General features: G+C 70.7%; 17 protein-coding genes. 10 read left to right on the top strand and 7 right to left on the bottom strand.

Translation table 11 applies throughout. The annotated features are described in order from the left end of the window. Positions 1-41: 41 nt before the first annotated feature. Entirely contained in the window at positions 42-1,238 is a 1,197-nt protein-coding gene (locus E4V99_RS04380; RefSeq protein WP_135063147.1) for an ROK family transcriptional regulator, read from the bottom strand. A gap of 163 nt (positions 1,239-1,401) precedes the next feature. Here E4V99_RS04380 and xylA point away from each other — a divergent pair, with 163 nt between their 5' ends. Continuing rightward, complete coding sequence (gene xylA / locus E4V99_RS04375) at positions 1,402-2,592, top strand: xylose isomerase (RefSeq protein WP_135063149.1); 1,191 nt, start codon at positions 1,402-1,404, stop codon at positions 2,590-2,592. Between the two features lie 89 nt (positions 2,593-2,681). Beyond that, positions 2,682-4,091 carry a xylulokinase gene (gene xylB, locus E4V99_RS04370; protein WP_135063151.1) on the top strand — a complete coding sequence of 470 codons (1,410 nt, stop codon included), beginning with the start codon at positions 2,682-2,684 and terminating at the stop codon, positions 4,089-4,091. 18 nt (positions 4,092-4,109) lie between these two features. Here the strand turns inward: xylB and E4V99_RS04365 are convergent, their stop codons facing one another. Then, positions 4,110-5,141, bottom strand: a complete 1,032-nt coding sequence (locus E4V99_RS04365) for a LacI family DNA-binding transcriptional regulator (RefSeq protein WP_135063153.1) — start codon at positions 5,139-5,141, stop codon at positions 4,110-4,112. A 233-nt stretch (positions 5,142-5,374) separates the two neighbouring features. Here E4V99_RS04365 and E4V99_RS04360 point away from each other — a divergent pair, with 233 nt between their 5' ends. The 6 genes from E4V99_RS04360 to E4V99_RS04335 all read left to right on the top strand — a co-directional run bounded on the left by E4V99_RS04360 (position 5,375) and on the right by E4V99_RS04335 (position 15,499). Continuing rightward, a complete protein-coding gene (locus tag E4V99_RS04360; protein ID WP_135063155.1) occupies positions 5,375-6,727 on the top strand; it encodes an extracellular solute-binding protein in 1,353 nt (450 codons plus the stop codon). 76 nt (positions 6,728-6,803) lie between these two features. Further along, complete coding sequence (locus tag E4V99_RS04355; RefSeq protein WP_135063157.1) at positions 6,804-7,745, top strand: sugar ABC transporter permease; 942 nt, start codon at positions 6,804-6,806, stop codon at positions 7,743-7,745. Next, positions 7,742-8,626: a carbohydrate ABC transporter permease gene (locus tag E4V99_RS04350; protein ID WP_135063159.1), complete on the top strand. Its 885-nt coding sequence runs from the start codon at positions 7,742-7,744 to the stop codon at positions 8,624-8,626. Before E4V99_RS04355 ends, E4V99_RS04350 begins: the two co-directional genes overlap by 4 nt. 43 nt (positions 8,627-8,669) lie before the next feature. Continuing rightward, positions 8,670-10,181, top strand: coding sequence for an alpha-N-arabinofuranosidase (locus E4V99_RS04345; RefSeq protein ID WP_135063160.1), 1,512 nt, complete (start codon positions 8,670-8,672; stop codon positions 10,179-10,181). A gap of 9 nt (positions 10,182-10,190) precedes the next feature. Next, entirely contained in the window at positions 10,191-12,575 is a 2,385-nt protein-coding gene (locus E4V99_RS04340) for a glycoside hydrolase family 3 N-terminal domain-containing protein (protein ID WP_135063161.1), read from the top strand. Positions 12,576-12,742: 167 nt separating this feature from the next. Further along, a complete protein-coding gene (locus tag E4V99_RS04335) occupies positions 12,743-15,499 on the top strand; it encodes an alpha/beta hydrolase-fold protein (RefSeq protein WP_135063163.1) in 2,757 nt (918 codons plus the stop codon). Between the two features lie 59 nt (positions 15,500-15,558). On the opposite strand, the gene E4V99_RS04330 is transcribed toward E4V99_RS04335, so the two are convergent. Genes E4V99_RS04330 through E4V99_RS04315 form a run of 4 tightly spaced genes read right to left on the bottom strand, consistent with a single transcriptional unit; the run spans position 15,559 to position 21,083 of the window. Further along, positions 15,559-17,895: a glycoside hydrolase family 3 N-terminal domain-containing protein gene (locus E4V99_RS04330; RefSeq protein WP_135116526.1), complete on the bottom strand. Its 2,337-nt coding sequence runs from the start codon at positions 17,893-17,895 to the stop codon at positions 15,559-15,561. 1 nt (position 17,896) lies between these two features. Continuing rightward, a complete protein-coding gene (locus E4V99_RS04325) occupies positions 17,897-18,763 on the bottom strand; it encodes a carbohydrate ABC transporter permease (protein WP_240742920.1) in 867 nt (288 codons plus the stop codon). A gap of 5 nt (positions 18,764-18,768) precedes the next feature. Beyond that, on the bottom strand, positions 18,769-19,785 hold the full coding sequence (locus tag E4V99_RS04320; RefSeq protein WP_240742785.1) for a sugar ABC transporter permease: 1,017 nt from the start codon (positions 19,783-19,785) through the stop codon (positions 18,769-18,771). Between the two features lie 2 nt (positions 19,786-19,787). Next, complete coding sequence (locus E4V99_RS04315) at positions 19,788-21,083, bottom strand: extracellular solute-binding protein (protein ID WP_135063169.1); 1,296 nt, start codon at positions 21,081-21,083, stop codon at positions 19,788-19,790. 153 nt (positions 21,084-21,236) lie between these two features. Here E4V99_RS04315 and E4V99_RS04310 point away from each other — a divergent pair, with 153 nt between their 5' ends. Beyond that, positions 21,237-22,235 carry a LacI family DNA-binding transcriptional regulator gene (locus tag E4V99_RS04310; protein WP_135063171.1) on the top strand — a complete coding sequence of 333 codons (999 nt, stop codon included), beginning with the start codon at positions 21,237-21,239 and terminating at the stop codon, positions 22,233-22,235. A gap of 3 nt (positions 22,236-22,238) precedes the next feature. On the opposite strand, the gene E4V99_RS04305 is transcribed toward E4V99_RS04310, so the two are convergent. Next, positions 22,239-22,811, bottom strand: a complete 573-nt coding sequence (locus E4V99_RS04305; protein ID WP_135063173.1) for a TetR/AcrR family transcriptional regulator — start codon at positions 22,809-22,811, stop codon at positions 22,239-22,241. 106 nt (positions 22,812-22,917) lie between these two features. Here E4V99_RS04305 and E4V99_RS04300 point away from each other — a divergent pair, with 106 nt between their 5' ends. Then, entirely contained in the window at positions 22,918-25,470 is a 2,553-nt protein-coding gene (locus E4V99_RS04300) for an MMPL family transporter (protein ID WP_135116525.1), read from the top strand. The last annotated feature ends 5 nt before the right edge of the window (positions 25,471-25,475 follow it).

The raw sequence follows: 25,475 nt of genomic DNA, 5'->3' as shown, positions 1-25,475 counted from the left end.
CTCTCCGGCACGCGCGCCGCCGGCGCGACGGGTTGCCCGGCTCAGCGGGCGGGTGTATCCGCAGGCACCCGCACGGCGCCGGCGGGATCCTCCAGCAGCGGCTCGAACGCTGCCTCGGCGGCGCCGATGAGGAGACGGTCGGCGGCCAGGGAGGCCACCCGCACGTCGAGACCTTCGGCGTTGGCGGGCATCGCCTGATCCGCGACCGCGTCCGTGAAGGCGGGGAGGTCCAGCTCGGCGAGGGTGGCGAGGAACCCGCCGAGGACGATGACGGAGGGGTTGAGGACGTTCACGGCGTTGGCGAGGGCCGTGGCCAGGATGCGGCGCTGACGTGCGGTCTCCGCCGCCACCGCGGGTGCTGACGACGCGGCCAGGGCGGCCGCGAGCGCCGGATCGTCGGCCGCAGTCATTCCGAGGACGTCCAGAAGGCGGGCGCGGCTGACCTCGTCCTCGAGCACCCCGCCGGGCGCGCGCCGGTCGCTGTCGGCGACGATCCCTGGGCGGTTCTGCCCGAATTCGCCGGCGTACCCGCCCGCGCCCCCGACGGCCATCCCCTGCACGATGAGCCCGCCGCCGATCCCGCTCGCACCGCCGTTGAGGTACACGACATCGTCGATGTCGCGCGCGGCCCCGAAGCGGTGCTCGGCCAGGATGCCCAGGCTCGCGTCGTTGGCGACCACGACGGGCAGGCCGGTCGCCTCGGCTATCAGGGTGCGCAACGGGACGTCGGTCCAGCCCAGGTGCGGTGCCGTGCGCACGACGCCGTCGGCGCCACGGACGAGCCCGGGTACGGCCACGCCGATCCCGGCCACGATGGCACCCGGCGATTCCGTGTCGCGCCAGCGGTCGAGCTGCTCGCGCACCAGCCGCGCGGTCTCCTCCGGGGCCAGCAGGTGGTCCATCTCCAGCCGCACGCGGTGGGGGATGCCGCGGTCCAGCCGCACCGCGGCGATCTCGAGCGCATCCACCTCGGGGTTCACCGCGATCGCGATGACCTCGGGAGAGGTCGCGACCACGGGCGAAGGGCGCCCGACGCGGCGCTCGGGGCCGGGTGCGCTCTCGCGCACGAAGCCCAGCTCCACGAGCTCGCCGACGAGGTCGGCGATCGTCGAGCGATTAAGCCCGAGCTCGGCGGTGAGCGTCGCACGCGAGGCGGCGCCGGAGACGTGCACGCGCCGCAGGATGCGTCCCAGGTTGCCGGCGCGGACCCCCTCTATCCCGGTGCGCGGCGTGGTCATCGTCCCAGGCTATCGACTGAGCGGGCGTCGCTCCGCACGTTTGTTGCCCTCGAAGACGAATTCGCGGATCCTCGCATCCACGTGGCCGTGATGGTTGACCGCCGCTCGCAGGGCGGATAGGTTGTGTGCGGCAACATTTTTCGACGACGAAAGCGTGGCACTCATGCCTACCCCCACCCCCGCGGACAAGTTCTCCTTCGGACTCTGGACCATCGGCTACAACGGCAACGATCCCTTCGGCGGCCCCACCCGCCCCGCGCTGGACGTGGTCCATGCGGTCGAGAAGCTGGCAGAACTGGGCGCGTACGGACTCACCTTCCACGACGACGACCTCTTCGCCTTCGGCTCCACCGAGGCCGAACGTCAGACGCAGATCGACCGGCTGAAGGGCGCGATGGCCGACACCGGCATCGTGGTGCCGATGGTGACGACGAACCTGTTCAGCGCCCCCGTCTTCAAAGACGGCGGCTTCACCTCCAACGACCGCGCGGTCCGCCGCTACGCGCTGCGCAAGGTGTTCCGCCAGCTCGACCTCGGTGCCGAGCTCGGCGCGCAGACGTTCGTGATGTGGGGCGGCCGAGAAGGCGCCGAGTACGACTCCGCGAAGGATGTGCGGGCAGCGCTCGAGCGCTACCGCGAGGCCGTCAACCTGCTCGGTGATTACGTCACCGACAAGGGCTACGACATCCGCTTCGCCATCGAGCCCAAGCCCAACGAGCCGCGCGGCGACATCCTGCTGCCCACGCTCGGGCACGCGATCGCGTTCATCGACTCCCTCGAGCGCCCGGAACTGGTGGGCCTGAACCCCGAGGTCGGGCACGAGCAGATGGCGGGCCTGAACTTCGCCGCCGGCATCGCGCAGGCGCTGTACCACGGCAAGCTGTTCCACATCGACCTCAACGGTCAGCGCGGCATCAAATACGACCAGGACCTCGTCTTCGGCCACGGCGACCTGCACAACGCGTTCGCGCTGGTGGACCTGCTCGAAAACGGCGGCCCCGGCGGCGTGCCCGCCTACGACGGTCCCCGGCACTTCGACTACAAGCCCTCCCGCACCGAGGACGAGACCGGCGTGTGGGAGTCGGCAGCGGCCAACATGCGCACCTACCTGCTGCTCAAGGAGCGCGCCGCGGCCTTCCGCGCAGACCCCGAGGTGCAGGAGGCGCTGGCCGCCGCGCGCGTGGACGAGCTGTCGGTGCCGACTCTGAACGAGGGCGAGTCCTACGACGACTTCCTCGCCGACCGCTCCGCCTACGAGGACTTCGACCCCTCGGTGTACTTCGGCGGTAAGGGCTTCGGCTTCGTGCGGCTGCAGCAGCTCGCCACCGAGCACCTGATGGGTGCTCGCGGCTGACGCGATACCGTGAGTGTCCGGGGCATCCCGATCGGCGCCCGCGCGCCGGTGCCCCGGACACTCATCGTGGGAGAGAAAGCGAGCATCCGATGGCGCTGGTAGCCGGGGTCGATTCGTCGACGCAGTCCTGCAAGGTCGTCATCCTCGACGCCGACTCCGGGCTCATCGTGCGGGAGGGCCGCGCGACGCATCCGGAGGGCACCGAGGTCGACCCCGAGCACTGGTGGCAGGCCCTCCAGGCCGCCATCGCGGATGCGGGGGGATTCGACGACGTCGCCGCCGTCTCGATCGCCGGGCAGCAGCACGGCATGGTGGCCCTGGACGAGCGCGGCCGGGTCATCCGCCCGGCGCTGCTGTGGAACGACACCCGCTCCGCCGCCGCCGCCGCCGACCTGGTCACCGAGGTCGGTGCGGAGGCCTACGCCGCGCGCACGGGGGTCGTGCCGGTGGCATCGTTCACCGCCAGCAAGCTGCGGTGGCTGCGCGACGCCGAGCCCGACAACGCCGCGCGGGTCGCGGCGGTGGCGCTGCCGCACGACTGGCTGACGTGGCGCCTGCGCGGGTACGGCCCCGACGACCCGCAGCTGGATGCGCTCACGACCGACCGTTCGGACGCGTCGGGGACGGCGTACTGGGGAGCCGACGGCTACGACCGCGAGCTGCTCACGATCGCGCTCGGCCACGACGCGATCCTGCCGGTCGTGCTCGCGGCCGGGGAGAACGCCGGGACGACCCCTGGGGGCGTGCTGGTGGGACCCGGGGCCGGCGACAACGCCGGTGCGGCGCTGGGGATGGATGCCGCCCCCGGCGACGTCGGGGTCTCCATCGGCACCTCCGGCACGGTGTTCGCCGTCACCGATCACCCCGTCGCCGACCCCACCGGAACCGTCGCCGGTTTCGCGGACGCCGCCGGGGGATACCTGCCGCTCGTGGCCACGCTCAATGCCGCCCGCGTGCTGGACGCGACGGCCCGGCTGCTGGCCGTCTCGCACGACGAACTGGCCGCACTGGCCCTGGCTGCCGAACCCGGCGCCGGCGGTGCCGTGCTCGTGCCGTGGTTCGAGGGTGAGCGCACCCCGAACCTGCCCCACGCGCGCGCGTCGCTGTCGGGGCTGTCGCTCGGCAACACCACGCGGGAGAACCTCGCGCGCGCCGCCATCGAGGGGATGCTCGCGGGCCTCGCGACCGGCCTGGACGCCATCCGCTCGCTCGGGGTGACCGCGGAGCGCGTGCTGCTGGTGGGCGGCGCGGCCCGCAGTCCCGCGGTGGCCGCGATCGCGGCGCAGGTGTTCGATGTGCCCGTCGCCGTTCCCGCACCCGGCGAGTACGTCGCCCTGGGGGCCGCCCGTCAGGCGGCCTGGAGTCTCACCGGCACCCGGCCGACGTGGCCCCTCGCACTCGAGCGGGCCGCGGCATCCGATCCGCGCCCGGAGGTGCGCGCCGCCTACGACGCCGTCGCCGCGCGGCGAGCAGAGGAAGCCGCCTCCCCCTGGCGCTGACGCCCGCAGGCGCGAGGGTCACACCTCGGCGATGGGGAAGCCGGTGGATTCGCGCGCCACGACGGTGAAGGCGGGCTGGATCGTGCGCGCCGGCTGGCGCGGGCCCTTCTCGGCGATGCGTTCGAGGAGCAGGTCGACGGCGACTTCGGCGATGCGCTCCTTCCCGGCGTCCACGCTGGAGAGCGAGGGGACGGAGAATCGCGCCTCGTCGATGTCGTCGAACCCCAGGACGGCGACGTCGTCCGGCACCGAGATCCCCTCGCCCGCTAGTGCGCGCAGCGCACCGAGCCCGAGGGTGTCGTTGAGGGCGAACACCGCGTCGAAGTCCACGCCCTCGGCGATCATCGCGTGCACCGCCTCGGCGCCCGCCGCACGAGACCAGTGCGCGCAGGGACGCACGAGGGTCGCATCGGCGGCGATACCGGCCGCCGACAGTGCCTCCTGATACCCCCGCAGCCGCAGGCTCGCCGAGCTCGGCTCGGCCGGATCGCCGTGGGTGCCTCCGAGCACGGCGATGCGGCGGCGCCCGATGCCCAGGAGGTGCTCGACCCCGGCGCGGGCGGCGGAGGTGTTGTGGATGGCGACATGGTCGGTGGGGCCGCCGAAGATGCGGTCGCCGAGCAGGACGAGGGGGTACTGCACGTCCAGGAGCGCGGCATCGGCCTGGCCGAGCTGCACGGGGCTCAGCAGCAGCCCGTCGGTGAAGCGGCGGCGTCCGCCGGAGACGGCGAGCAGCTCGGCCTCGCGGTCTCCGTTCGTCTGCTCCACCACGACGCCCACCCCGCGCGTCTCCGCCGCGCGGATGATGAAGTCGGCCAGCTCGGCGAAGTAGTTCTCCCGCAGGGCCGGCACGGCCAGGCCGATGATGCCGGTGCGCCCCGAGCGCAGGCCGCGCGCCGAGGCGTTGGGGCGGTAGGCGAGCTCGGCGATCGCCGCCTCGACGCGGCTGCGGGTGCCCGGCCGCACGTGGGGGTAGTCGTTGATGACGTTGGACACCGTCTTGATGGATACGCCCGCCACGCGCGCGACGTCATGCATCGTCGGCCCCATGGATCCCCCTTCCGGTGGCACGTGAACCCACTCTAGGGCCCGATGCCTCGCCTGAATCCTGCCAGGGGACCGGCCCCGCCCGGCTGGGGGGCGGATTCCTTGACACCCGCGCGGAGCGCGCCCTATCGTTTCTACAACGTTGCTCTACAACGTTGTAGAAGCGCTCACCCCGCCCTGCGCCCGAGCGTGGTCCTGCATGACGAAGAGGTCTCAGCATCCGAAAGGACACCCCGGTGAAGATCAAGCCCGTATTCGCTGCCGCGGCGACTCTCACTCTCGCCGCCGCTCTCGTCTCCTGCTCCGGCGGAGGCGGTGGTGGCACCGGTGGGAACGACGCCACCAACTGCACCAACACCATCCCCAAGGAAGACCTGCCCGTCGTCACGATGTGGGCGTGGTACCCCAACATGGAGCTCGTCGTCGACAACTTCAACGAGCAGAACGACGAGGTCCAGGTGTGCTGGACCAACGTCGGCCAGGGCGGGGACGAGTACGACAAGTTCCAGACCGCGATCACGGCGGGCACCGGCGCCCCCGACGTCATCATGATCGAGGCCGACCGCATCCCGACCTTCCAGATCCAGGAAGCGATCGTCGACATCAGGGAGTACGGCTACGACGACGTCGAAGACGACTACAGCGAGGGCGCGTGGAAGGACGTCTCCGTCGGCGACGGCGTCTACGGCGCGCCGGTGGACGGCGGACCGATGGGCATGATCTACCGCGCCGACGTCTTCGAGCAGTACGGCATCACTCCTCCCACGACGTGGGAGGAGTACGAAGTCGCGGCCCAGACGGTGAAGGACGCCGGGGGTCCGCTCTTCGGCGACCTGGGGGCGAACGTCCCGGCGGTGTTCATGGCGCTGCAGTACCAGGCGGGCGCGCAGCCGTTCACGTACGACTCCGCCTCGCCCGAGACGATCGGCATCGACCTCAACGACGACGCGTCGAAGAAGGTGCTCGACTACTGGGCCGGGCTGGTCGAGAAGGGCCTCGTCGGCACGCAGGACCAGTTCACGCCGGAGTACATCTCCGGCGTGATCGGGGGCGACTACGCCACCTACATCTCGGCGGCATGGGCTCCCGGTTACCTCACCGGCGCAGGCGTCGGCGAGGGGGATGACGCGGGCGTCTGGAAGGTCGCGCCGCTGCCGCAGTGGGAGGGCGCGGAGCCGGTCTCGGTCAACTGGGGCGGGTCCGCCTTCTCGGTGACGAGCCAGGCGGCCGACCCCGAGCTGGCGGCCAAGGTCGCCTTCGGGGTCTACGCCGACGACGCGTCGCTGCTGGACGGATGGCAGAACCAGGTGATCTTCCCGCTGAATCTCACGGCGCTGAACTCCCCGGAGTTCGTCGACTACGAGGTGCCGTTCTTCGGCGGGCAGCAGGCGAACAAGGAGGTGTACGTGCCGGCGGCGAACGCCTACGGCGGCATGACCTACACGCCGTTCGGGCAGTACTACTTCGATGCCTTCACCGAGCAGCTCGCGTCCATCAACGAGGGCTCCATCACGGGCTCGGAAGCCGCCGACCGGCTGCAGGAAGATGTCGTCGGCTACGCGGAGGAGCAGGGCTTCACCGTCGAGTGATGCCGCCGCACGAGGGCCGGTCCGCCTCGCCGGGCCGGCCCCGTGCGCGGCGCATCCCTTCCCACCGGAGGTTTCCATGACCGTTGATCTGGCGCAGAGCGCCCCCGCCGTCGCGGCGGCACCCGCCCGCCGACCACGCCGCCGCATGCGGCAGAGCCTCGTCGGATGGGGCTTCGTCGGCCCTTTCGCCGTCGTGTTCGTGGCATTCCTGGTCGCGCCCCTGCTGTTCGCGCTGTACCTGAGCCTGTTCCAGAACCAGCTCATCGGCGGGACGCGCTTCGTCGGATTCGGCAACTACGTCAAGGCGTTCACCGATCCGAACTTCCTCGACGGCATCTGGTTCGTCATCCGCTTCTCCATCGTTCTCATCCCGCTGCAGATGGCGGTGTCCCTCGCCGTCGCGCTCATCCTCGACGTCGTGACGGGGGCGTTCGCCCGCTTCTCGCGCCTGATGATCTTCCTGCCGTACGCGATCCCCGCCGTCATCGGCGCGCTCATGTGGGGGTTCCTCTACAGCAAGAGCTTCGGGCCGCTGGCGGAGCTGTTCGGCATGTTCGGCCAGGCCGGCCCCGATTTCCTCTCCCGCGAGCTGATCTTCTTCGGTCTGCTCAACATCGTGACGTGGCAGTGGGCCGGCTACTACATGATCATCCTGTACGCGGCGCTGCAGGGCATCGACCCGACCCTGTACGAGGCGGCGCGCATCGACGGGGCCAGCCAGTGGCAGATCGTGCTGCGCATCAAGATCCCGCTCATCGCGCCGGCGCTCGTGCTGATCCTGGTGTTCGCCCTCATCGGGACGCTGCAGTTCTTCAACGAACCGCAGATCCTGCGTTACCTGGCCGCCGGTGCGATCCCCGCCGACTTCACCCCGAACATGTACGCCTACCAGCAGGCCTTCGCCCTCGCCAACTACAACTACGGCAGCGCGATCTCCTTCGCCCTGGGCGCCGTGGTCTTCGTGTGCGTGTACATCTTCCTGTTCATCACGCGCAAGCGGGGGAGCTTCCTGTCATGACCACGACTCTCGAGCGATCGCGCCGCGCAGCCGCCCGGCGCCGCTACCTGCCGATGCAGATCCTGCTCGGATTCCTGGTGGTGTACTTCCTCATCCCGTTCTGGTGGGTTCTCGTCAACAGCTCCAAGACGGCGGCCGGGTTGTTCGGCGGCGGCAGCGCCCTGTGGTTCGACGACGTCGTGGACTACGCCGGCAACTTCGCCCAGCTGTTCACCTTCCAGGACGGCATCTACCTGCGCTGGCTCGGCAACTCCGCGCTGTACGCGTTCGCCGGCGGCGTGGGGGCGACAGTCCTGGCCGTGGCCGCCGGGTACGGTTTCGCGAAGTACCGTTTCGCCGGGCGTCGCATCAGCTTCGCCATCCTGCTCGGATCGGTCATGGTGCCCACGACCGCGCTGGTCATCCCGACGTTCATCATGTTCGCCGAGCTGGGCATCACCAACACCATCTGGGCCGTCATCCTGCCGACCCTGCTCAACCCGTTCGGGGTGTACCTCATGCACGTGTACGCGCGGGACGCCGTCCCGGACGAGCTGCTGGACGCCGCCCGCGTGGACGGCGCGAGGGAGTTCCGCATCTTCGCGCAGGTCGCCCTGCCGATGCTGCGCCCGGCGATCGTCACGGTCCTGCTGCTGTCGATCGTGGCCTCGTGGAACAACTATTTCCTTCCCCTGGCGATGCTCTCGGACAACCGCCTGTTCCCCGTCACGGTGGGGATCGGGCTGTGGCAGGGCATCGCCTCGGCGAACAACTCCGGCGGCACGTCGCTGTGGAGCATCATCATCCTCGGCTCCCTCGTCTCGGTGATCCCCCTCGTGATCGCATTCCTCACCCTGCAGCGCTACTGGCAGGGCGGATTGTCGATCGGCAGCTTGAAATGACCTGGCCGACCACGGCCGCCCCGCACCACCCGGAAAGAGGAGCATGACTTCTGCACGTGTCACCATCGACCCCCACTTCGTGGTCGGAGCCGTCGACCGCCGCCTGTTCGGGTCGTTCGTCGAGCATCTGGGCCGCTGCGTGTACGACGGGATCTACGAGCCGTCGCACCCGTCGGCGGATGCGGACGGCTTCCGCCAGGACGTGATCGACCTCGTGCGCGAGCTCGGGGTCTCCACCGTGCGGTACCCGGGGGGGAACTTCGTGTCGGGGTACCGCTGGGAGGACGGCGTCGGGCCGCGCGAGGACCGCCCGCGCCGCCTCGACCTGGCGTGGCACTCCACCGAGACCAACGAGATCGGCCTGGACGAGTTCGCGACGTGGTCGGCCAAGGCCGGCGGCGAAGTGATGTACGCCGTGAACCTCGGCACGCGGGGGGTTCTCGAGGCGCTCGACGTGCTGGAGTACGCGAACCTGCGCTCGGGCACCTTCTGGTCGGATCGCCGCGTCGCCAACGGACACCCCGAACCCCACGGCATCCGCATGTGGTGCCTGGGCAACGAGATGGACGGCCCCTGGCAGCTGGGCCACAGCACCGCGGAGGAGTACGCCGCCCTCGCCGCCAAGACCGCCAGCGCCATGCGACAGGTCGACCCGGACCTCCAGCTGGTGGTGTGCGGGAGCTCGGGGGCGCAGATGCCCACGTTCGGCGAGTGGGAGCGGGTGGTGCTGGAGCGCACGTACGACGACGTCGACTTCATCTCGTGCCACGCCTACTACGAACCCCGCAACGGCGACTACGGCAGCTTCCTCGCCTCGGCCACCGACATGGACCGCTTCATCGACACCGTCGTCGCCACGGCCGATCACGTCAAGGCGATCCGCCACAGCGACAAGACGATCGACATCTCCTTCGACGAGTGGAACGTGTGGTACCAGTCCCGCTACAACGACGTCGACAAGATCACCGACGTCGAGCAGTGGCCGGTGGCCCCGCGGCTGCTCGAGGACACGTACTCCGTCGCCGATGCGGTCGTGGTCGGGAACCTGCTCATCTCGCTGCTGCGCCACGCGGACCGCGTGAAGTCGGCGAGCCTCGCCCAGCTGGTCAACGTGATCGCCCCGATCATGACGGAGCCGGGCGGACCGGCGTGGCGCCAGAGCACGTTCTTCCCCTTCGCCGTCACGTCGCGCCTGGCGCGCGGGAACGCCCTCGAGGTGCGCCTGGAGTCGCCCGAGTACGACACCGAGCTGTACGGCGCCGTGCCGATGGTCGACGCCGTCGCCACGCACGACCCTGACACGGGCGAGACGACCCTGTTCGTCGTCAACCGGAATCTCACCGAGGAGGTCGCGCTCGAGGTCGACGTCACGATGCTGGGGGCGGTGGCGGTGCGCTCGGCGGTGACCCTGCACGACGACGACATGCACGCCGCCAACACGCTCACCGAGCCCGACCGTGTGGGCCTGCGTGACATCGCCGCCGACCTCGGCGACGCGCACACCGTCTCGCTGACCCTCCCCGCGGTCTCGTGGACCGCGGTGACCCTCGGCTGAGCGGCGCGCATGACCCGCGCAGATCTCGCCCCCGACGACGACAGCACCGCCCCGCCGCAGCCGTGGCGGGATCCGACCCTGGATCCCGCCGAGCGCGTCGACGCCCTGCTGGCATCGATGACCCCTGCGGAGAAGCTGGCGCAGCTGGGCAGCCACTGGGAGGACACCCGTGACGCCTCCGAGATCATCGCGCCGATGCAGGATGTCCTCGGCCGAGGGCGACTGCCGTTCGAGACGGCCGCCGCCGCCGGCATCGGCCACCTCACGCGCGTGTTCGGCACGACGCCGGTGCCGGCACGCGCGGGTATGGCGAAGGTGCGCGCGGCGCAGGCCTTCCTGCGCGAGCGGACGCGCCTGGGCATCCCCGCGATCGTCCATGAGGAGTGCCTGACGGGCTTCACGACGCTGGGGGCGACGGTCTACCCGATCCCGATGGCGTGGGCGGCGACGTTCGATCGCAGCCTCGTGCGGAAGATGGCGCGGGCGATCGGCGAGGACATGCGGGCGGTCGGCGTGCACCAGGGGCTCTCGCCGGTGCTCGACGTCGTCACCGACTACCGGTGGGGTCGCGTGGAGGAGACCCTCGGCGAGGATCCGTACGTGGTGGCCACGCTCGCGACGGAGTATGTGCGCGGGATGCAGGAGGCCGGTGTCATCGCGACGCTCAAGCACTTCGCCGGGCACGCCTCCTCGCGCGGCGGTCGCAACCATGCGCCCGTCTCGATGGGCGAGCGGGAGCTGCGCGACCTCGTGCTGCCGCCGTTCGAGATGGCGGTGCGCTCGGGCGGTGCCGGCAGCGTCATGAACTCCTACACCGAGACCGATCGTGTGCCGGCCGCCGCCGACCGCTGGCTGCTCACCGACGTGCTGCGCGGCGAGTGGGGGTTCGAGGGCACGGTGGTGTCGGACTACTGGGCGATCGCGTTCCTGAAGTCCAAGCACGGCGTGGCCGGGACGATGGCGGATGCGGGCAGGCAAGCGCTGCACGCCGGCATGGATGTCGAGCTTCCGGATACCTCCGCCTTCCGCCTCCTCGACGAGGACGATCCCGATCCCGAGCGCACGCGGGCGGAGGTCGACACGGCCGTCCGGCGCGTGCTGCGTCAGAAGCTCGACCTCGGCCTCCTCGACGAGGGGTGGACGCCGCCGGACCCGGCCGATCACGATCTGGACAGCCCGCGCAACCGCGACCTGGCCCGGCGGCTGGCGGAGGAGTCGATCATCCTCCTGGACAACCCCGCCGCCGCGCTGCCCCTGCCCGGCGGCCTCCGCCGCGTCGCAGTGGTCGGTCCCGGCGCGAACGACCCGCGCGTGCTGATGGGCGCCTACTCCTACCCGATCCACGTGCTCCCGCGCCATCCCGGCCTCGGCCTCGGCATCGCCGCCGAGCCGGTCGCCGCGGCGCTCGCCGACGCGCTGCCGGGGACCGAACTGGTCGTCGAGGAGGGCGTCCCGCTGGTGGATCCGCCTGCCCCGGGCGCGCTGGATCGTGCGGTCGCCGCCGCGCGCGAGAGCGATGTGGCGGTGGTCGTCGTGGGGGATCGGGCCGGGATGTTCGGGAAGGGGACGTCGGGCGAAGGGTCCGATGCGCCCGACCTGGAGCTGCCGGGCCATCAGGGACGGCTCGTGGAGGCGGTCCTGGGAACCGGCACGCCCGTGGTCCTCGTCGTGGTGTCGGGACGGCCCTATGCCCTGGGCCGCTACGTCGGGCGGGCGGCCGCTCTCGTGCAGGCCTTCCTCCCGGGCGTGGAGGGAGGCGGGGCACTCGCGCGCGTGCTCACCGGCGCGGTGAATCCGTCCGGCCACCTCCCCGTCCAGATCCCGCGCAGCGGCGCGGCGATCCCGCACACCTACCTCGCCCCGCCGCTCGGCCAGGACGGCGATCGCATCAGCAATCTGTCGATCGCGCCCGCGTTCTCGTTCGGCCACGGTCTGTCCTACACGGAATTCGAGCTGGACCCGCTCGCCCTCGACGCCGACTCGATCGACGTCGCGGGGTCGGTGCGCGCGCGCACCCAGGTGCGCAACGTGGGCGCGCGGGACGGAGCCGTCGTCGTGCAGCTGTACGCGTCCGATCCCGTCGCCTCGGTCACCCGTCCCGTCGTGCAGCTCGTGGGCTATGCGCGCGTCGAGCTCGCCGCCGGCGCCGCCGCCGAGGTGACGTTCACCCTCTCGGCCGATCGCTTCGCCTTCGTCGGGCGCGACCGGCGCCGTGTCGTCGAGGCCGGGATCATCGAACTCTCCGCCGGACTGTCGCTGGCGACCGCGACCGCGCCGGTGGTCGTGACGCTGACCGGCCGCACCAGGGAGGTGCCGGCACCGGTCCTGGACACGCCGGTGCACGTCGCGCCGCTGACGGAGGTCGCCGTTCACAACGTTGGAAACTCCTCTTGACCGGGGCGTGACGCCCTGCCAGAGTGTCGGCGTACGGCATTTACGACGTTGTAAATCCCCTCCCGGAGAAGTCGGCGTCGTCGATTCCGTTCCCCCCAGCCGGCCCGTGCGGGCCTCCTTCGTCGCGCCTGCGCACGGTCGGACACGTCACACGAGATGAGGAATCGATGGAGATCACATCCGAGACCCGGCCACCGAGCCGGTTCCCGCGCGCCAGGCGCGCGGTCGCGCTGCTGACAGCGGCGATCGTCGCGCTCACCGCGCTCGCCGGCGCGGTGCCGGCGGCAGCCGCCGAGCCGTGGATCACCGTGCAGGACGACGGCTACCTGCGGATCGCCGTGCCCAACGCCGCGGTCGAGGAAGCGGTCGGGCCCGTGTCGCAGGTGGTCGTGGAGGGCAACTTCGGTCCCTCCGCGAACTGGGCGCAGATCGGCCTGCAGCGCAGCGGCGCCAACTGGACCGCGACGTACGGACCGTTCGCGCCGGGGCTGTACTACTACCAGGTCACCGGCGACGACAGCAAGGTGCTCAAGGACGCGAGCAACCCCACGACCGTGGCATCCGAGCCGGAGTGGAGCACCTTCTTCATCCCCGGCGAGTCCGCTGCGCTCCTGGCCGACGCGCCCGAGGAGGCCGGCACGATCGAGACCCTCACCTACGACAGCTCGGTGGCGGGCGAGGAGCGCGAGGCGCTCGTGTGGGTGCCCCCCACCTACAAGCCCAAGGGCAAGAAGCTGCCGGTGCTGTACCTCCAGCACGGCGGCGGGCAGAGCTACCGCGACTGGGTCGAGGTCGGCCGCGCCGAGCAGATCCTGGACAACCTGTGGCTGTCGGGGCGCCTGGAGGACATGCTCGTCGTGATGGGCAACGGCAACGTGCCCGACTTCCCGACGGAACTGCTGGAGAACATCGTCCCGGCCGTCGAAGACGCCTACCGCGTCTCCCCGTCCAAGAAGAAGCGGGCCCTGGCCGGCCTGTCGATGGGCGGCGGGCAGACCTTCGAGGTGTTCAGCGAGCACCCGGGTGAGTTCTCCCAGATCGGCACGTTCGGCGCGGGCCGGTTCGGTGACCTGGACGACATCCCGGTGCGCAAGATGAACAACCGCACCGACCTGTTCCGCGTGTATGTGGGCAACCCCACCGACGTGGCGCACAACGACGTCTACGACTCGTTCCAGAAGTTCGACGAAGTGGGCCTCGAGTACCAGTTCGACGGCGTCAATCCCGACGCCGGCCACAACTGGAACGCGTGGCAGGAGAACCTGATCGACTTCGCGCCTCGGCTGTTCACCGGCCAGGCGAGCGACCCCGCGATGAGCGAAGGGCACACCGCCCTCACCGAGCGGTTCGAACCTCCGGCCCCCGGCACGACCCCGACCCCGTGGGTCTCCGAGGGCGGCTTCGTCACGTTCGAGACGACGACCGAATTCGCCGACGCCGAGTACGTCTCGGTGTGGGCCAACTGGGCGCCCGGCGGCAGCTGGCTGCGCGTGGAGATGACCAAGGTCGGCGACCGGTGGCGGGCGACGGTGGGACCGCTGGAGTCGAAGTTCTACCACTACCGCTTCATCGTCGACCGTCAGCCGGTCAAGGACGCCTCCAACCCCACGTTCGTGACGAGCGAGCCGGCGTGGAGCACGTTCCTCGTGCCCGGTGAGGGGGCACGCCTCCTCACGGATGTGCCGGCCGGGTCAGGTGGAGACCTCGAGGTGATGTCGTACCAGAGCTCGGTGGCCGGCCAGGAGCGCAGCGCGTACGTGTGGACGCCACCGGGGTACGACGCCGAGCGGCCGGAGCCGTATCCCCTGTTCGTGCTGAACCACGGCGGCGGCCAGAGCTGGACGGACTGGGTCGAGGTGGGGCGCGCGCGTCAGATCCTCGACAACCTCTTCCTCGACGGCGCGATCGAACCGATGGTCGTGGTCATGCCCAACGGCAACGTCAGCGACTATCCGAGGGAGCTCCTCGAGAACGTCGTGCCCGTCACCGAGGAGCGGTACAACGTCAGCGGCAACCCCGCCAAGCGCGCCCTCGCGGGCCTGTCGGCCGGGGGAGCGCGGACGGTGTCGGTGCTCAAGGCACATCCGGGGGCGTTCGCGTACATCGGCACGTTCGCGGCCGGCTTCGGGGGCACTGCGGGCGTCGATGCCGAGGCCATCAACGCAGGCACCGAGCTGTTCCGCCTGTACACCGGAGACATCACCGACTTCACCTACACCTCGGTGATGAACTCGCTCCCCGTGCTGGACGAGCTCGGGATCGAGTACGAGTTCAACGGCGTGACGCCCGGCCCGCACGGGTGGGACGTCTGGCAGAAGAACCTGATCGATTTCGCGCCGCGGCTGTTCCAGAGCGCCCCGGCCGATACGACCCGCCCCGAGGTGGCACTGGTGTCACCGACGACCGCGGGACCGTTCGGAGCGCTGGAGGTCCAGGTCGACGCCTCCGATCTGGGTGGACTCGAGCGCATCGTGGCGAACGTGTATCAGGGCGGCACGCTGGTGCGGAGCACCCAGACGGCGATGAACGGAGCCGAGAGCGGCACCCACACCGCCACCGTCGCGCTGGCGTCGGGGGAGTACACGCTGCGGTACAACGCGCACGATCGGGCGGGGAACATCTCCCGCACCGGGACGTTCGCGTTCACCGTCGACGCGGATGCGCCCACGGCGACCGTGAAGGAGGGGGCCGACTTCACCGTCGGCACCGCCGAAGGGTACGACGTCGTCAGCTACAAGCTGTACGACGCCGGACGCATCGACAAGGTCGTGATCAACGGTGTGGAGAAGGACCTGACCGACAACGCATGGTCGGATGTCAACTTCCTGCGCCCTGGCACCTTCGGGGCCGTGCAGGGGGCGAACACGCTGATCGTGCACGACGTGGTGGGCAACACCGCGACGATCTCGTTCGTGCTCAACTGATCCGAGCGCCGGTGCCCTCCTCCGCCACATCGGCGGGGGAGGGCACCGGCGTCGTGGCCTCAGACGCGCGAGGCGGTCAGTGCGGCGTCCTCCGCCGCCGGGGTGCGGAGAGCCGGTCCCACCGTCGCCGTCGCCACGCGGGCGTCTCCCGGCGAGACCGGGTGCACGTCGCCGGTGACCTGTACGACGGACTCCGCCTCGCGCTGCGCGCACGACGGCCCGACCCACACGTCGACCCGGCCGGGCTCGACGATGCGACGCCCGGAGCGGTCGGTGAAGGCCAGGCGTGCGGTGGGCACCGTGAAGGTGACCTCCCGGGCCTCTCCCGGCTCGAGCCACACGCGCTGGTACGCCAGCAGCTGGGCGAGGGGCCGCGTGATGCTGCCGTACACGTCGTGGCCGTACAGCTGGACGACATCCGCGCCCGCGACCGCGCCGGTGTTGCGCACCGTCACGGCGGCGGTGAAGACGTCGCCGGCTGCCACCGTAGGCGTCACCTCCAGCCCGGCGTGCTCGAACGTGGTGTAGCTGAGCCCGTGACCGAACGGCAGGACGGGCGTGGGATCGGCGCTGGTGATGCTGCTGGGTCCCCCCAGGAAGGGGTGCAGATACGTGTACGGCTGTGCGCCGGCCGAACGCGGCAGCGACACGGGGAGCCGGCCGGACGGGTTCACCCGGCCGGACAGCACCGCGGCCACCGCATCCGCCCCCTCCTCGCCGGGGAAGAAGGTCTGCAGCGCGGCGCCGACCGGGTGCGGCCCGGTCAGGGCCCACTCCAGCGCGTAGGGGCGTCCGGAGACGACCACGAGCACGACCGGGGTGCCCGTCGCGGCGACCGCTTCGACGAGGTCTCGCTGGCGTCCCGGCAGCTCGAGATCCTCGACGTCGTTGCCTTCGCCGACCGTGCCGCGACCGAACAGGCCCGCGCGGTCGCCGACGACGAGGACCGCCACATCGGCCTCCGCCGCGGCGGCCACGGCGCCGGGGATGCCGGAACCGTCCTCACCCTCGACGTCGCATCCGCGCACGGCGTCCACCGCCGCGTCGGGGAACTCCGCGCGGACGGCGTCCAGCACCGTCGGGATGGCGATGCCCAGCGCGACATCGGGGTGGTGCGCGAGGACGTGGTTGGCGAACGAGTAGCAGCCCATGAGCGCCTCGGACGAGTCGGCATTGGGTCCGATCACCGCGACGCGGCGCACGGTCGCGGCAGGCAGCGGCAGGACGGCGTCGTTGGCCAGCAGGATGACCGATTCGCTCGCCAGGCGCCGCGCGATGTCGCGGTGCCGCGGCGAGTCGAGGTCGATCGAGGCGGGGGGCTCGGCGAAGGACTCGTCCAGCAGGCCCAGCTGCTCCTTCTGCGTCAGCACGCGCAGGACCGCGGCATCCAGCAGCGCCTCGTCGGCGATGCCCTCCCGCACGCGCGCGAGCAAGGGCTCGGCGTACGCGTCGCCGGTGGGCAGTTCCACGTCGATGCCGGCGGCCAGGGCGAGCTCGGCGGCCTCGCCGAGGTCGGCGGCGACGGCGTGCGTGGAGTGCAGGAACGCGACGGAGAAGTAGTCCGAGACGACGACCCCCTCGAATCCGAGCTCGCCACGGAGCAGGTCGGTCAGATACGCCGGGCTCGCCCCGACGGGGTCGCCGTCGATCTCGGCGTAGGAGTTCATGACCGACCGCGCCCCGCCGTCGCGCAGCGCCATCTCGAAGGGCGGCACCAGCACGTCGGCGATCTCCCGGGGTCCGGCGTGGACGGGGGCGTGGTTGCGCGCCGCCTGCGAGGCGGAGTAGCCGACGAAGTGCTTGAGGGTGGCGTGGATGCCGGCATGCTGCAGGCCGCGCACGTACGCGGTGCCGATCGTGCCCACCACGTACGGATCCTCGGCGATGCACTCGTCCACGCGCCCCCACCGCGGGTCGCGGATGACATCGAGCACCGGAGCGAGGCCCTGGTGGATGCCGAGCTCACGCATGGAGTCGCCGATGCTCTCCGCCATCTCCTGCACGAGGTCGGGGTCGAAGGAGGCGCCCCACGCGAGCGGCGTGGGGAAGGTCGCCGCCTTCCACGCGGCCAGGCCCGTGAGGCACTCCTCGTGGACGATGGCCGGGATGCCCAGGCGCGTCTCCGAGCGCAGCCGCCGCTGCTCCTCCCACAGCCACCGTGCGCGCTCGACCGGTTCGACCGGCCGCGTGCCGTACACGCGCGTGAGGTGTCCGAGCCCGTGCACGGTGGCGTCGGCGTACTTGGTGGAGGTGACCATCTCGTCCGCGAGCGGGGCGACGACCTCCCCGCCCTGATCGACCCAGTAGCCGACCAGTTGCGCCGCCTTCTCCTCGAGGGTCATGTCCGCCAGCAGCGCGCGCACGCGCGCCGAAGGCTCCGAGCGTTCCTGAGACATGTCAGCCCTTCACCGCGCCCGTGAGGCCACCCACGATGCGCCGCTCGAACAGGCTGAAGAACACCAGGGCGGGCAGCATCGACAGTGACGTGAACGCGAGCACGCGTGCGGTGTCCACGGAGTACTGCGACGAGAACGCCTGCACGCCCAACGGCAGGGTGAAGGCCTCTTCGTTGTTGAGGATGAACAGCGGCAGCAGGTAGGCGTTCCAGCTGCCGATGAAGGCGAGGATGCCCACCGTGATGACACCGGGCACCGCCAGCGGCAGGACCATGCGCCAGAAGAAGGCCAGGCGTCCGCATCCGTCGATGTAGGCGGCCTCCTGGATCTCGTCCGGGATGGCACGCAGGAACGGCACCAGGATGATCACCGTCGTGGGCAGTGCGAACGCGATCTGGGGCAGGATGATGCCCGGCAGCGTGTTCATCAGGCCGAGGCTGCGCACCACGATGTACAGCGGCGTGATGGCCACGGTGATGGGGAACATCAGCCCCGAGGCGAACAGGGCGTACAGGGCGCCACGCCCGCGGAAGCTGTAGCGCGCGATGACGTAGCTGGCCATGAGACCCAGCGCGACCGCGCCGACCGTGGTGGCGAGGGCCACGATCGTGGAGTTGCCCACCTGCGTCCAGAACTGCCCGCTGGTGATGACGCCGAGGTAGTTCTCGAAGTTCCACGGCGCGGGGAAGCCCGCCGGCTCGAGGGTGATCTGCGAGTTCGTGCGGAAGCCGCCGATGATGATGTAGATGACCGGTCCGAGCATGAGCGCGATGATCACCAGGGCGATGAAGTAGACGACCGGGGGTCCCCACGGCAGGCGCTGTCGCGTGCGCGAGAGGGGCGTCGCGCGACGTGTGGTGATGGCCATGGTGCTCATCGAGCACCCCTCTCTGTGATCGCGCCGGCGGTGTCGCGGCGCAGGATGAAGCGCTGGTAGACGAGCGCCACGATCATCGAGATGACGAAGATCACCACGGCCACGGCGTTGCCGTACCCGAAGTTTCCGGAGTTGCGGCCCGTGGCCACCATGTAGATCGCCATCGTGTTGGTGCCCGCCACGGAGGAGACGTACTGCCCCCAGATGATGTAGACGAGGTCGAACAGCTGCAGCGCTCCGATGATCGACAGGAACGCCCAGATGCGCAGGGTCGGGGCCAGCAGCGGCAGCGTGATGCGGCGCTGGATCTGCCAGTACGACGCGCCGTCGATGGCGGCCGCTTCGTAGAGCTCCTCGGGGATGCCCTGCAACCCCGCGAGGAACAGGATCACGGCGAAGCCGATGTACTTCCACGTCAGGATCGCCATGAGCGTCCAGATCGCGATCGAGGGGTCGGAGAGCCAGTCTGCGCGGAGGAACCCGAGCCCCAGGTTCTCCAGCGCGCCGTTGGCCGCGCCGTTGGTGGCCAGCAGCAGGCTGAAGCCGGTTCCCACGACGACCTCGGCGATGACGTAGGGGACGAAGATCAGCACGCGGATGACGGACTGCCCGCGCATCCGGCGGTTCAGCAGGAGCGCCAGCAGGATCGCGAGCGGGCCCTGCAGCACGAGCGACATCACGACGATGAAGCCGTTGTGCAGCAGCGCTGCCTGGAAGTTGGGGTCGGTGAAGATGACGACGTAGTTCTGCAGGCCGACGAAGTCGGTCGCCGGGCCGAAGCCGGACCAGCGGAAGAACCCGTAGTAGGCGGCCATGATCACGGGGAGGATCACGAAGCCGACGAAGAAGAGGACGGCGGGGCCGACCATGACCAGCACCTCGAGGCGCCCGGCCCAGCCCAGCCCACGCGGGCGGCGGCGATCCCGCGGCACGGACGGGGGCGGCGTGACGCCGCCCCCGTCGTGCTGCGCGAGATCGGAATCGCCCGTGGAGGACATCTCGCGGATGGACATACTCAGCCCTGCGCACCCGCCGTGTTGACGGTCTCGATGAACTGCTCGGGCGAGCTGTTGCCCGCCAGCATGTCCACGACGGCCACGTTCAGCGCGTTGCCGACGTTCTGGCCGAGCACGGTGTCCAGCCACTGCGACACGAACGGCGCCTGGTTGTAGGCCTCGAGGATGCCGACCAGGTAGGGCTCGGTGACCGCCTCCTGCGCGACGGAGTTCACCGGCGGCGACTGGAAGGCCTCGTAGTACTTCGTCTGCTGCTCGGCGCTGGCGACGAAGTTCAGGAAGTCGGCGCACTCCTCAGGAGCCTGCGCAGCGCACGAGTAGCCGTCGAGGCCGCCCATGAGCGACCCGGGCTCCCCCTGACCGCCGTCCACCTCGGGGAAGGGGAACCACGCCAGGTCGGGCAGCGGCTTCTCGTCCGGGGTCAGCGACGCGATCACACCCGGGTTCCAGGCCCCCATGAGCTCCATCGCGGCCTGACGGTTGGCGATGAGACCGGCCGAGCTGTTGGCGCCCTGCTGCGGTTCCGTGGTGAGGAAGCCGTCGTTGAACGGGTCGATGGATGCGAAGTCCTCGAGGTCCTCGGCGGCCTTCAGCCAGCATTCGTCGCTGAAGTCCTTGGTCTCGCTGGTCTCCTCGATGACGTCCGAGCTGCACTCGCGCAGCGCGAAGAAGTAGTACCAGTGCGCGGCCGGCCATGCCGCCTTGGCGCCCAGGGCGATGGGGGCGATGCCGGTGGTCTTCAGCTCCTCCGCCGCGGCCTTCAGCTCGTCGACCGTGGTGGGGTTCTCGGTGATGCCGGCGGCGTCGAACGCGTCCTGGCTGTAGAAGAACCCGCCGGGCAGCACGGAGAGGGGCATCGCCCAGATCTTGTCCTCGTACGTCTCGGCGGCGAACGCCACCTCGGAGATCTCCTCCTTGAGGCCGTCGTCGATGAGGTCGGTCAGGTCCATCAGCTGGCCCGCGTCCACCATGGCGGCCATCTTGCCGCCACCGCGCTGCAGGAAGATGTCCGGCGGGTCGCCGGCGTTCAGCGCGGTCTGCAGCTTGCCGTCCATGTCCTCGTTCTGGACGGACTGCATCTTGATCGTGACGTTCGGGTTCTCCTCCTCGAACGCCGCGATGGCGTCCTTCCAGAACTGCTGGCCGGGTCCCGTGGTGGAGTTCTGCCACAGCGTCATCTCGACCGAGCCGTCGCCCGAGTCCGAGCCGCCTCCGCCGCCCCCCGAACACGCGCTCAGAACGAGCGCACCTGCCGCGAGCGCCACCGCCCCCGCTGCGAATCGCTTGGTTCTCATGTGATCACCTGTCTCTTCATTGAGTGCACTCTCGCCCATCGAGGTGCCGCATCCCGCGCGTGTGCATCGCCGGGTGCTCAGCCAGTGTGCGCAGGGCGCGGGATCGCGTCAAACGTTTTCGAAAACATTTTCCATCACGCTAGGATCGGCGCCATGTCGCGGCGTCCCACCATCAACGACGTCGCCCGTGCGGCGGGTGTCTCCGTCGCCACCGTGTCCAAAGCGGTCAACGGGCGCTACGGCGTCTCACCCGAGACCGTCGAGCGCGTGCTCGCTGCGGTGGCCGAGCTCGGGTACGCCTCCAGCCTCGTGGCCAGCAGCATGCGCGCCCGCAGCACGGGCGTCATCGGGGTGCTCGTGGCCGATTTCGAGCCGTTCAGCGCCGAGATCCTCAAAGGCGTGGGCCGCGCGCTGCGCGACACCCACTACGACCTGCTCGCGTACAGCGGATCGCGCCAGCAGAACGGCGAAGGGTGGGAGCGGCGCTCGCTCAGCCGGCTGAGCGGCACGCTGATCGACGGCGCCATCATGGTCACGCCCACGATCCTGGGCGTCTCCGTCGACGTGCCGATCGTCGCGATCGACCCGCACACCGGTCGTGCCGACGTGCCCACCGTGGAATCGGACAGCTTCACGGGGGCGTGGGAGGCCACCCGCTACCTCGTGGAACTCGGGCACCGCCGCATCGGCTTCATCGCGGGCCGGCCGGATCTGCGCTCGTCGATCGCGCGCGACGCCGGGTACCGTCGCGCCCTGTCCGAGGCCGGCATCGCGTACGACCCCGCGCTGGTGCGGGTCGGCATGTACCACCCCGAGACCGTCCGTGAGCAGGCCCGGCTCCTGCTGGATTCGCCGAACAGGCCCACGGCGGTGTTCGCCGCCAACGACCTGTCGGCCCTCGGCGTCATCGAAGTCGCCACGCGTCTGGGCCTGAGCATCCCCGGCGATCTGTCGGTGGTCGGATTCGACGACATCCCGGAGTCCTCGCAGGCGGCGCTGCCGCTCACGACGGTGCATCAGCCGATGCAGCTGCTGGGGGCGACGGCTGCGACGCTCCTGGTGACGCTCATGCGGGGAGACGTGCCGGATGCCACTCAGGTGGGCCTGGCCACGCGCCTGGTGGTCCGGTCCACGACGGCGCCGCCGGCGTGAGGGTCACCGTCCCAGCACGGCGTCCAGAAGTCGCACCAGGTCCGCCTCGCGCAGCGGCTCGCGACTGAGGGCGCGGAGGATGACCGCGCCCGAGAGCGCCTCGGCGAGCTCGTCCACCGGGGTGTCGGGAGTGAGATTGGGGGCCGTGCCGATCGCCGAGCGCAGGCGTCCGGCAACCGATCCCGAGCCGGTGAGGCTGTCGCGCAGCCGGCGGCCGGTGTCGGCGTTCTCGGCGGCGGCGGCCACGAGCGAGCGCAGTAGCGTCTCGCCCTGCTCTTCGCCGAGCAGAGCGAACACCGTCGTGAGCCACTGCGAGAGGTCGCGCCGGATGTCGCCGGTGTCGGGGACGAGGAGGCGCCCGGGCAGGATCTTGCCCTCCAGCAGGCACTCCGCGATGACGGCTCCCTTCGAGGGCCACCAGCGGTAGATCGTCTGCTTGCCCACCTCGGCGCGCGCGGCGATGCCCTCGATCGTGAGTGAGTCGTACCCCCGCTCGGTGAGCAGATCGGCGGTGGCCTGCAGGATCGCCTGCCGTGCGGCCTCGCTGCGCACGGGTCCGCTGCGGGGCAGGGGCATGGCGGCTCCGATCTGAAGACGAGACGGTCCGTGTTATCTTAGCTGCTGCTCGTCGGCGTCGAGGGTGCCCCTCGGCGGGCCTGCCCTCACGAAACAGAGGATCCGCATGGCCGAACTTCTCCACCGTCTGGGAACCTTCGCCGCGCGCCGCGCGTGGGCGGTCGTGATCGCCTGGATCGCCCTGCTCGCGCTGGCCGGTGGCGGCTTCGCGCTGGGCTTCAAGGGGCTCAGCTCGAGCTTCGACATCCCCGGAACGGCCTCAGGGGAGGTGATCGCGGAGCTCGAGGACACCCTCCCCGAGTTCAGCGGCGCCTCCGGCACGGTGGTGTTCGCCGCCGACGACGGCGAGGCGCTCACCGATGCCCAGCGGGAGGAGATCGCCGCCCTCGTGGCGACGGCGGGAGACCTGCCCGATGTCTCGGACGTCATCGATCCCTTCGACGCAGAGCAGGAGCTCGCCGACCAGCGCGCCGAGGTGGAGTCCGGGCGTGCGCAGCTGGACGACGCCCGTGCGCAGACCGACGCCGGCCGCCAGCAGCTGGAGGCCGGGCGTGCGCAACTGACCGACGCGCAGGCGCAGCTGGACGCCGGGCGGGCGCAGCTGGAGGCGGGGCGTGCGCAGGCGCAGGCGCAGGGGCTCCCGACGGCGCAGCTGGACGCCCAGCTCGCTCAGCTGGATGCGCAGCAGGCGCAGCTGGACGCCGGTCTCGCCGAGCTGGATGCGCAGCAAGCGCAGCTCGAGGAGGGCGAGGCGACGCTCGCCGAGCAGGAGGCACAGCTCGAGCGGGGCGCCGAACTGCTGTCCTACGCCGACGGCATCCGGGTCGTGTCCGAGGATGGCGCGACCGCCCTGGTCAGCGTGTCGTTCACCGAGCCGCGACTGGAGCTGCCGGAGAGCTCGAAGCAGGCCGTCATGGACCACTTCACGGCCGAGCCGATCGACGGGGTGGAGGTGTCGTTCTCGACCGACATCTCCCAGGGCGTCCCGGAGATCCTCGGTGTCGGCGAGGCGGTGGGCGTCGCCATCGCCGGCATCGTCCTGGTCGTCGTGCTGGGCTCGCTCCTGGCGGCGTCGTTCCCCATCGTCACGGCCCTGACCGGCGTGGCGATCGGCGCCCTGGCGACCCTGTCGTTCTCCGGCGTCGTGCAGATGGCGTCGGTGACCCCCATCCTCGGCGTCATGCTGGGCCTGGCCGTCGGCATCGACTATTCGCTGTTCATCCTCTACCGCCATCGCCGCCAGCTGCTCCAGGGGGCCGACGTGGGGGAGTCGATCGGGCTGGCCAACGGCACCGCCGGCAATGCCGTCGTGTTCGCCGGGACGACGGTCATCGTCGCGCTGCTCGCCCTCAACATCACCGGCATCCCGTTCCTGGGACTCATGGGCACGGCCGGGGCGGCGAGCGTCGCGATCGCCGTGCTGATCGCGGTGACGCTCACCCCCGCCCTCCTGGGGCTGGCCGGGACCCGCGTGCTCGGCCGGCGCGCACGGGCGCGCGCGGCCGCGCATGCCGACGCGCCGCAGGAGTCCCGCGCGCGCGGACGGGCCGTGACGCCCATGTCGACGCTGCGGGCGGTCGTGACCGCGGTCGTCGCGGTCGTGGCGCTGCTGGTCGTGGCGATCCCGGCGCTGTCCATGCGCCTGGGCCTGCCCGACGGCGGCTCGGAGGCCGAGGACTCCCCGGCCTACCGGGCCTACACGGCGACCGAGGAGGCGTTCGGCGAAGGACTCAACGGGCCGCTCCTGGTCACCGCATCCCTGCCGGCGGGCCTGGACGAGGACGCCGTGCAGAACGCGCAGCTCACGGTGGCCCGCGAACTGGCCGCGCAGGAGGACGTCGACGCCGTCGCCCCGGTCGCGATCGCCGAGGACTCCTCGCTCGCGGTCTTCCAAGTGGTTCCCGCAGAGGGCCCCAACAGCGTCTCCACCGAGCGGCTCGTGCGCGATCTGCGCGAGCTGCCGCCCATCGACGGCGACATCGTCCTGGGCGTGGCGGGGCAGGCCGCCATCAACATCGACATCTCCGAGGGGCTGGCCGACGTGCTGCCGCTGTACCTCGTCGTGGTCGTGGGCCTGTCCTTCCTCATCATGGTGATGGTCTTCCGGTCGCTGCTGGTGCCGCTGCTCGCCACGGGCGGGTTCGTGCTGTCGCTGTTCGCGACGTACGGCGCCGTGACGGCGGTGTTCCAGTGGGGCTGGCTCGGTGCGCTGTTCGGCATCCACGATCCGGGCCCCATCCTGAGCTTCCTGCCGGTCATCCTCGTCGGGATCCTGTTCGGGCTCGCGATGGACTACCAGCTGTTCCTGGCGACGGGGATGCGGGAGGCGTACGTGCACGGCGCACCGGCGCGGCTGGCCGTCGCGCAGGGCTTCCGCGCCGGGCGCACCGTCGTGATCGCCGCGGCGCTCATCATGATCTCGGTGTTCGGCGGCTTCATCACCTCCGAGTCCGTCATCATCAAGTCGATGGGCTTCGGGCTGGCCTTCGGTGTGCTGCTGGACGCCATCGTCGTGCGGATGCTGCTGGTGCCGGCCGTGACGCACCTGCTCGGCCGGTCGGCATGGTGGCTGCCACGGTGGCTCGACCGCATCCTGCCCAACGTCGACGTGGAGGGTGCGGCACTGGAGCGCCGGCATCCGCACCACGCGGCGGTGTGACCGTC

The organism is Microbacterium sp. dk485, assembly GCF_004570445.1.
GTDB lineage: Bacteria > Actinomycetota > Actinomycetes > Actinomycetales > Microbacteriaceae > Microbacterium > Microbacterium wangchenii.
The sequence above is the reverse complement of the archived record's forward strand: the minus strand, read 5'-3'. Positions and strand labels throughout refer to the sequence as shown.

Bases quoted from the DNA above. Each gene is read 5' to 3' on its own strand.
- E4V99_RS04380 (WP_135063147.1), bottom strand. From the start codon at position 1,238: ATGACCACGCCGCGCACCGGGATAGAGGGGGTCCGCGCCGGCAACCTG.
- xylA (WP_135063149.1), top strand. From the start codon at position 1,402: ATGCCTACCCCCACCCCCGCGGACAAGTTCTCCTTCGGACTCTGGACC.
- xylB (WP_135063151.1), top strand. From the start codon at position 2,682: ATGGCGCTGGTAGCCGGGGTCGATTCGTCGACGCAGTCCTGCAAGGTC.
- E4V99_RS04365 (WP_135063153.1), bottom strand. From the start codon at position 5,141: ATGGGGCCGACGATGCATGACGTCGCGCGCGTGGCGGGCGTATCCATC.
- E4V99_RS04355 (WP_135063157.1), top strand. From the start codon at position 6,804: ATGACCGTTGATCTGGCGCAGAGCGCCCCCGCCGTCGCGGCGGCACCC.
- E4V99_RS04350 (WP_135063159.1), top strand. From the start codon at position 7,742: ATGACCACGACTCTCGAGCGATCGCGCCGCGCAGCCGCCCGGCGCCGC.
- E4V99_RS04345 (WP_135063160.1), top strand. From the start codon at position 8,670: ATGACTTCTGCACGTGTCACCATCGACCCCCACTTCGTGGTCGGAGCC.
- E4V99_RS04340 (WP_135063161.1), top strand. From the start codon at position 10,191: ATGACCCGCGCAGATCTCGCCCCCGACGACGACAGCACCGCCCCGCCG.
- E4V99_RS04335 (WP_135063163.1), top strand. From the start codon at position 12,743: ATGGAGATCACATCCGAGACCCGGCCACCGAGCCGGTTCCCGCGCGCC.
- E4V99_RS04330 (WP_135116526.1), bottom strand. From the start codon at position 17,895: ATGTCTCAGGAACGCTCGGAGCCTTCGGCGCGCGTGCGCGCGCTGCTG.
- E4V99_RS04325 (WP_240742920.1), bottom strand. From the start codon at position 18,763: ATGGCCATCACCACACGTCGCGCGACGCCCCTCTCGCGCACGCGACAG.
- E4V99_RS04320 (WP_240742785.1), bottom strand. From the start codon at position 19,785: ATGTCCATCCGCGAGATGTCCTCCACGGGCGATTCCGATCTCGCGCAG.
- E4V99_RS04315 (WP_135063169.1), bottom strand. From the start codon at position 21,083: ATGAGAACCAAGCGATTCGCAGCGGGGGCGGTGGCGCTCGCGGCAGGT.
- E4V99_RS04310 (WP_135063171.1), top strand. From the start codon at position 21,237: ATGTCGCGGCGTCCCACCATCAACGACGTCGCCCGTGCGGCGGGTGTC.
- E4V99_RS04305 (WP_135063173.1), bottom strand. From the start codon at position 22,811: ATGCCCCTGCCCCGCAGCGGACCCGTGCGCAGCGAGGCCGCACGGCAG.
- E4V99_RS04300 (WP_135116525.1), top strand. From the start codon at position 22,918: ATGGCCGAACTTCTCCACCGTCTGGGAACCTTCGCCGCGCGCCGCGCG.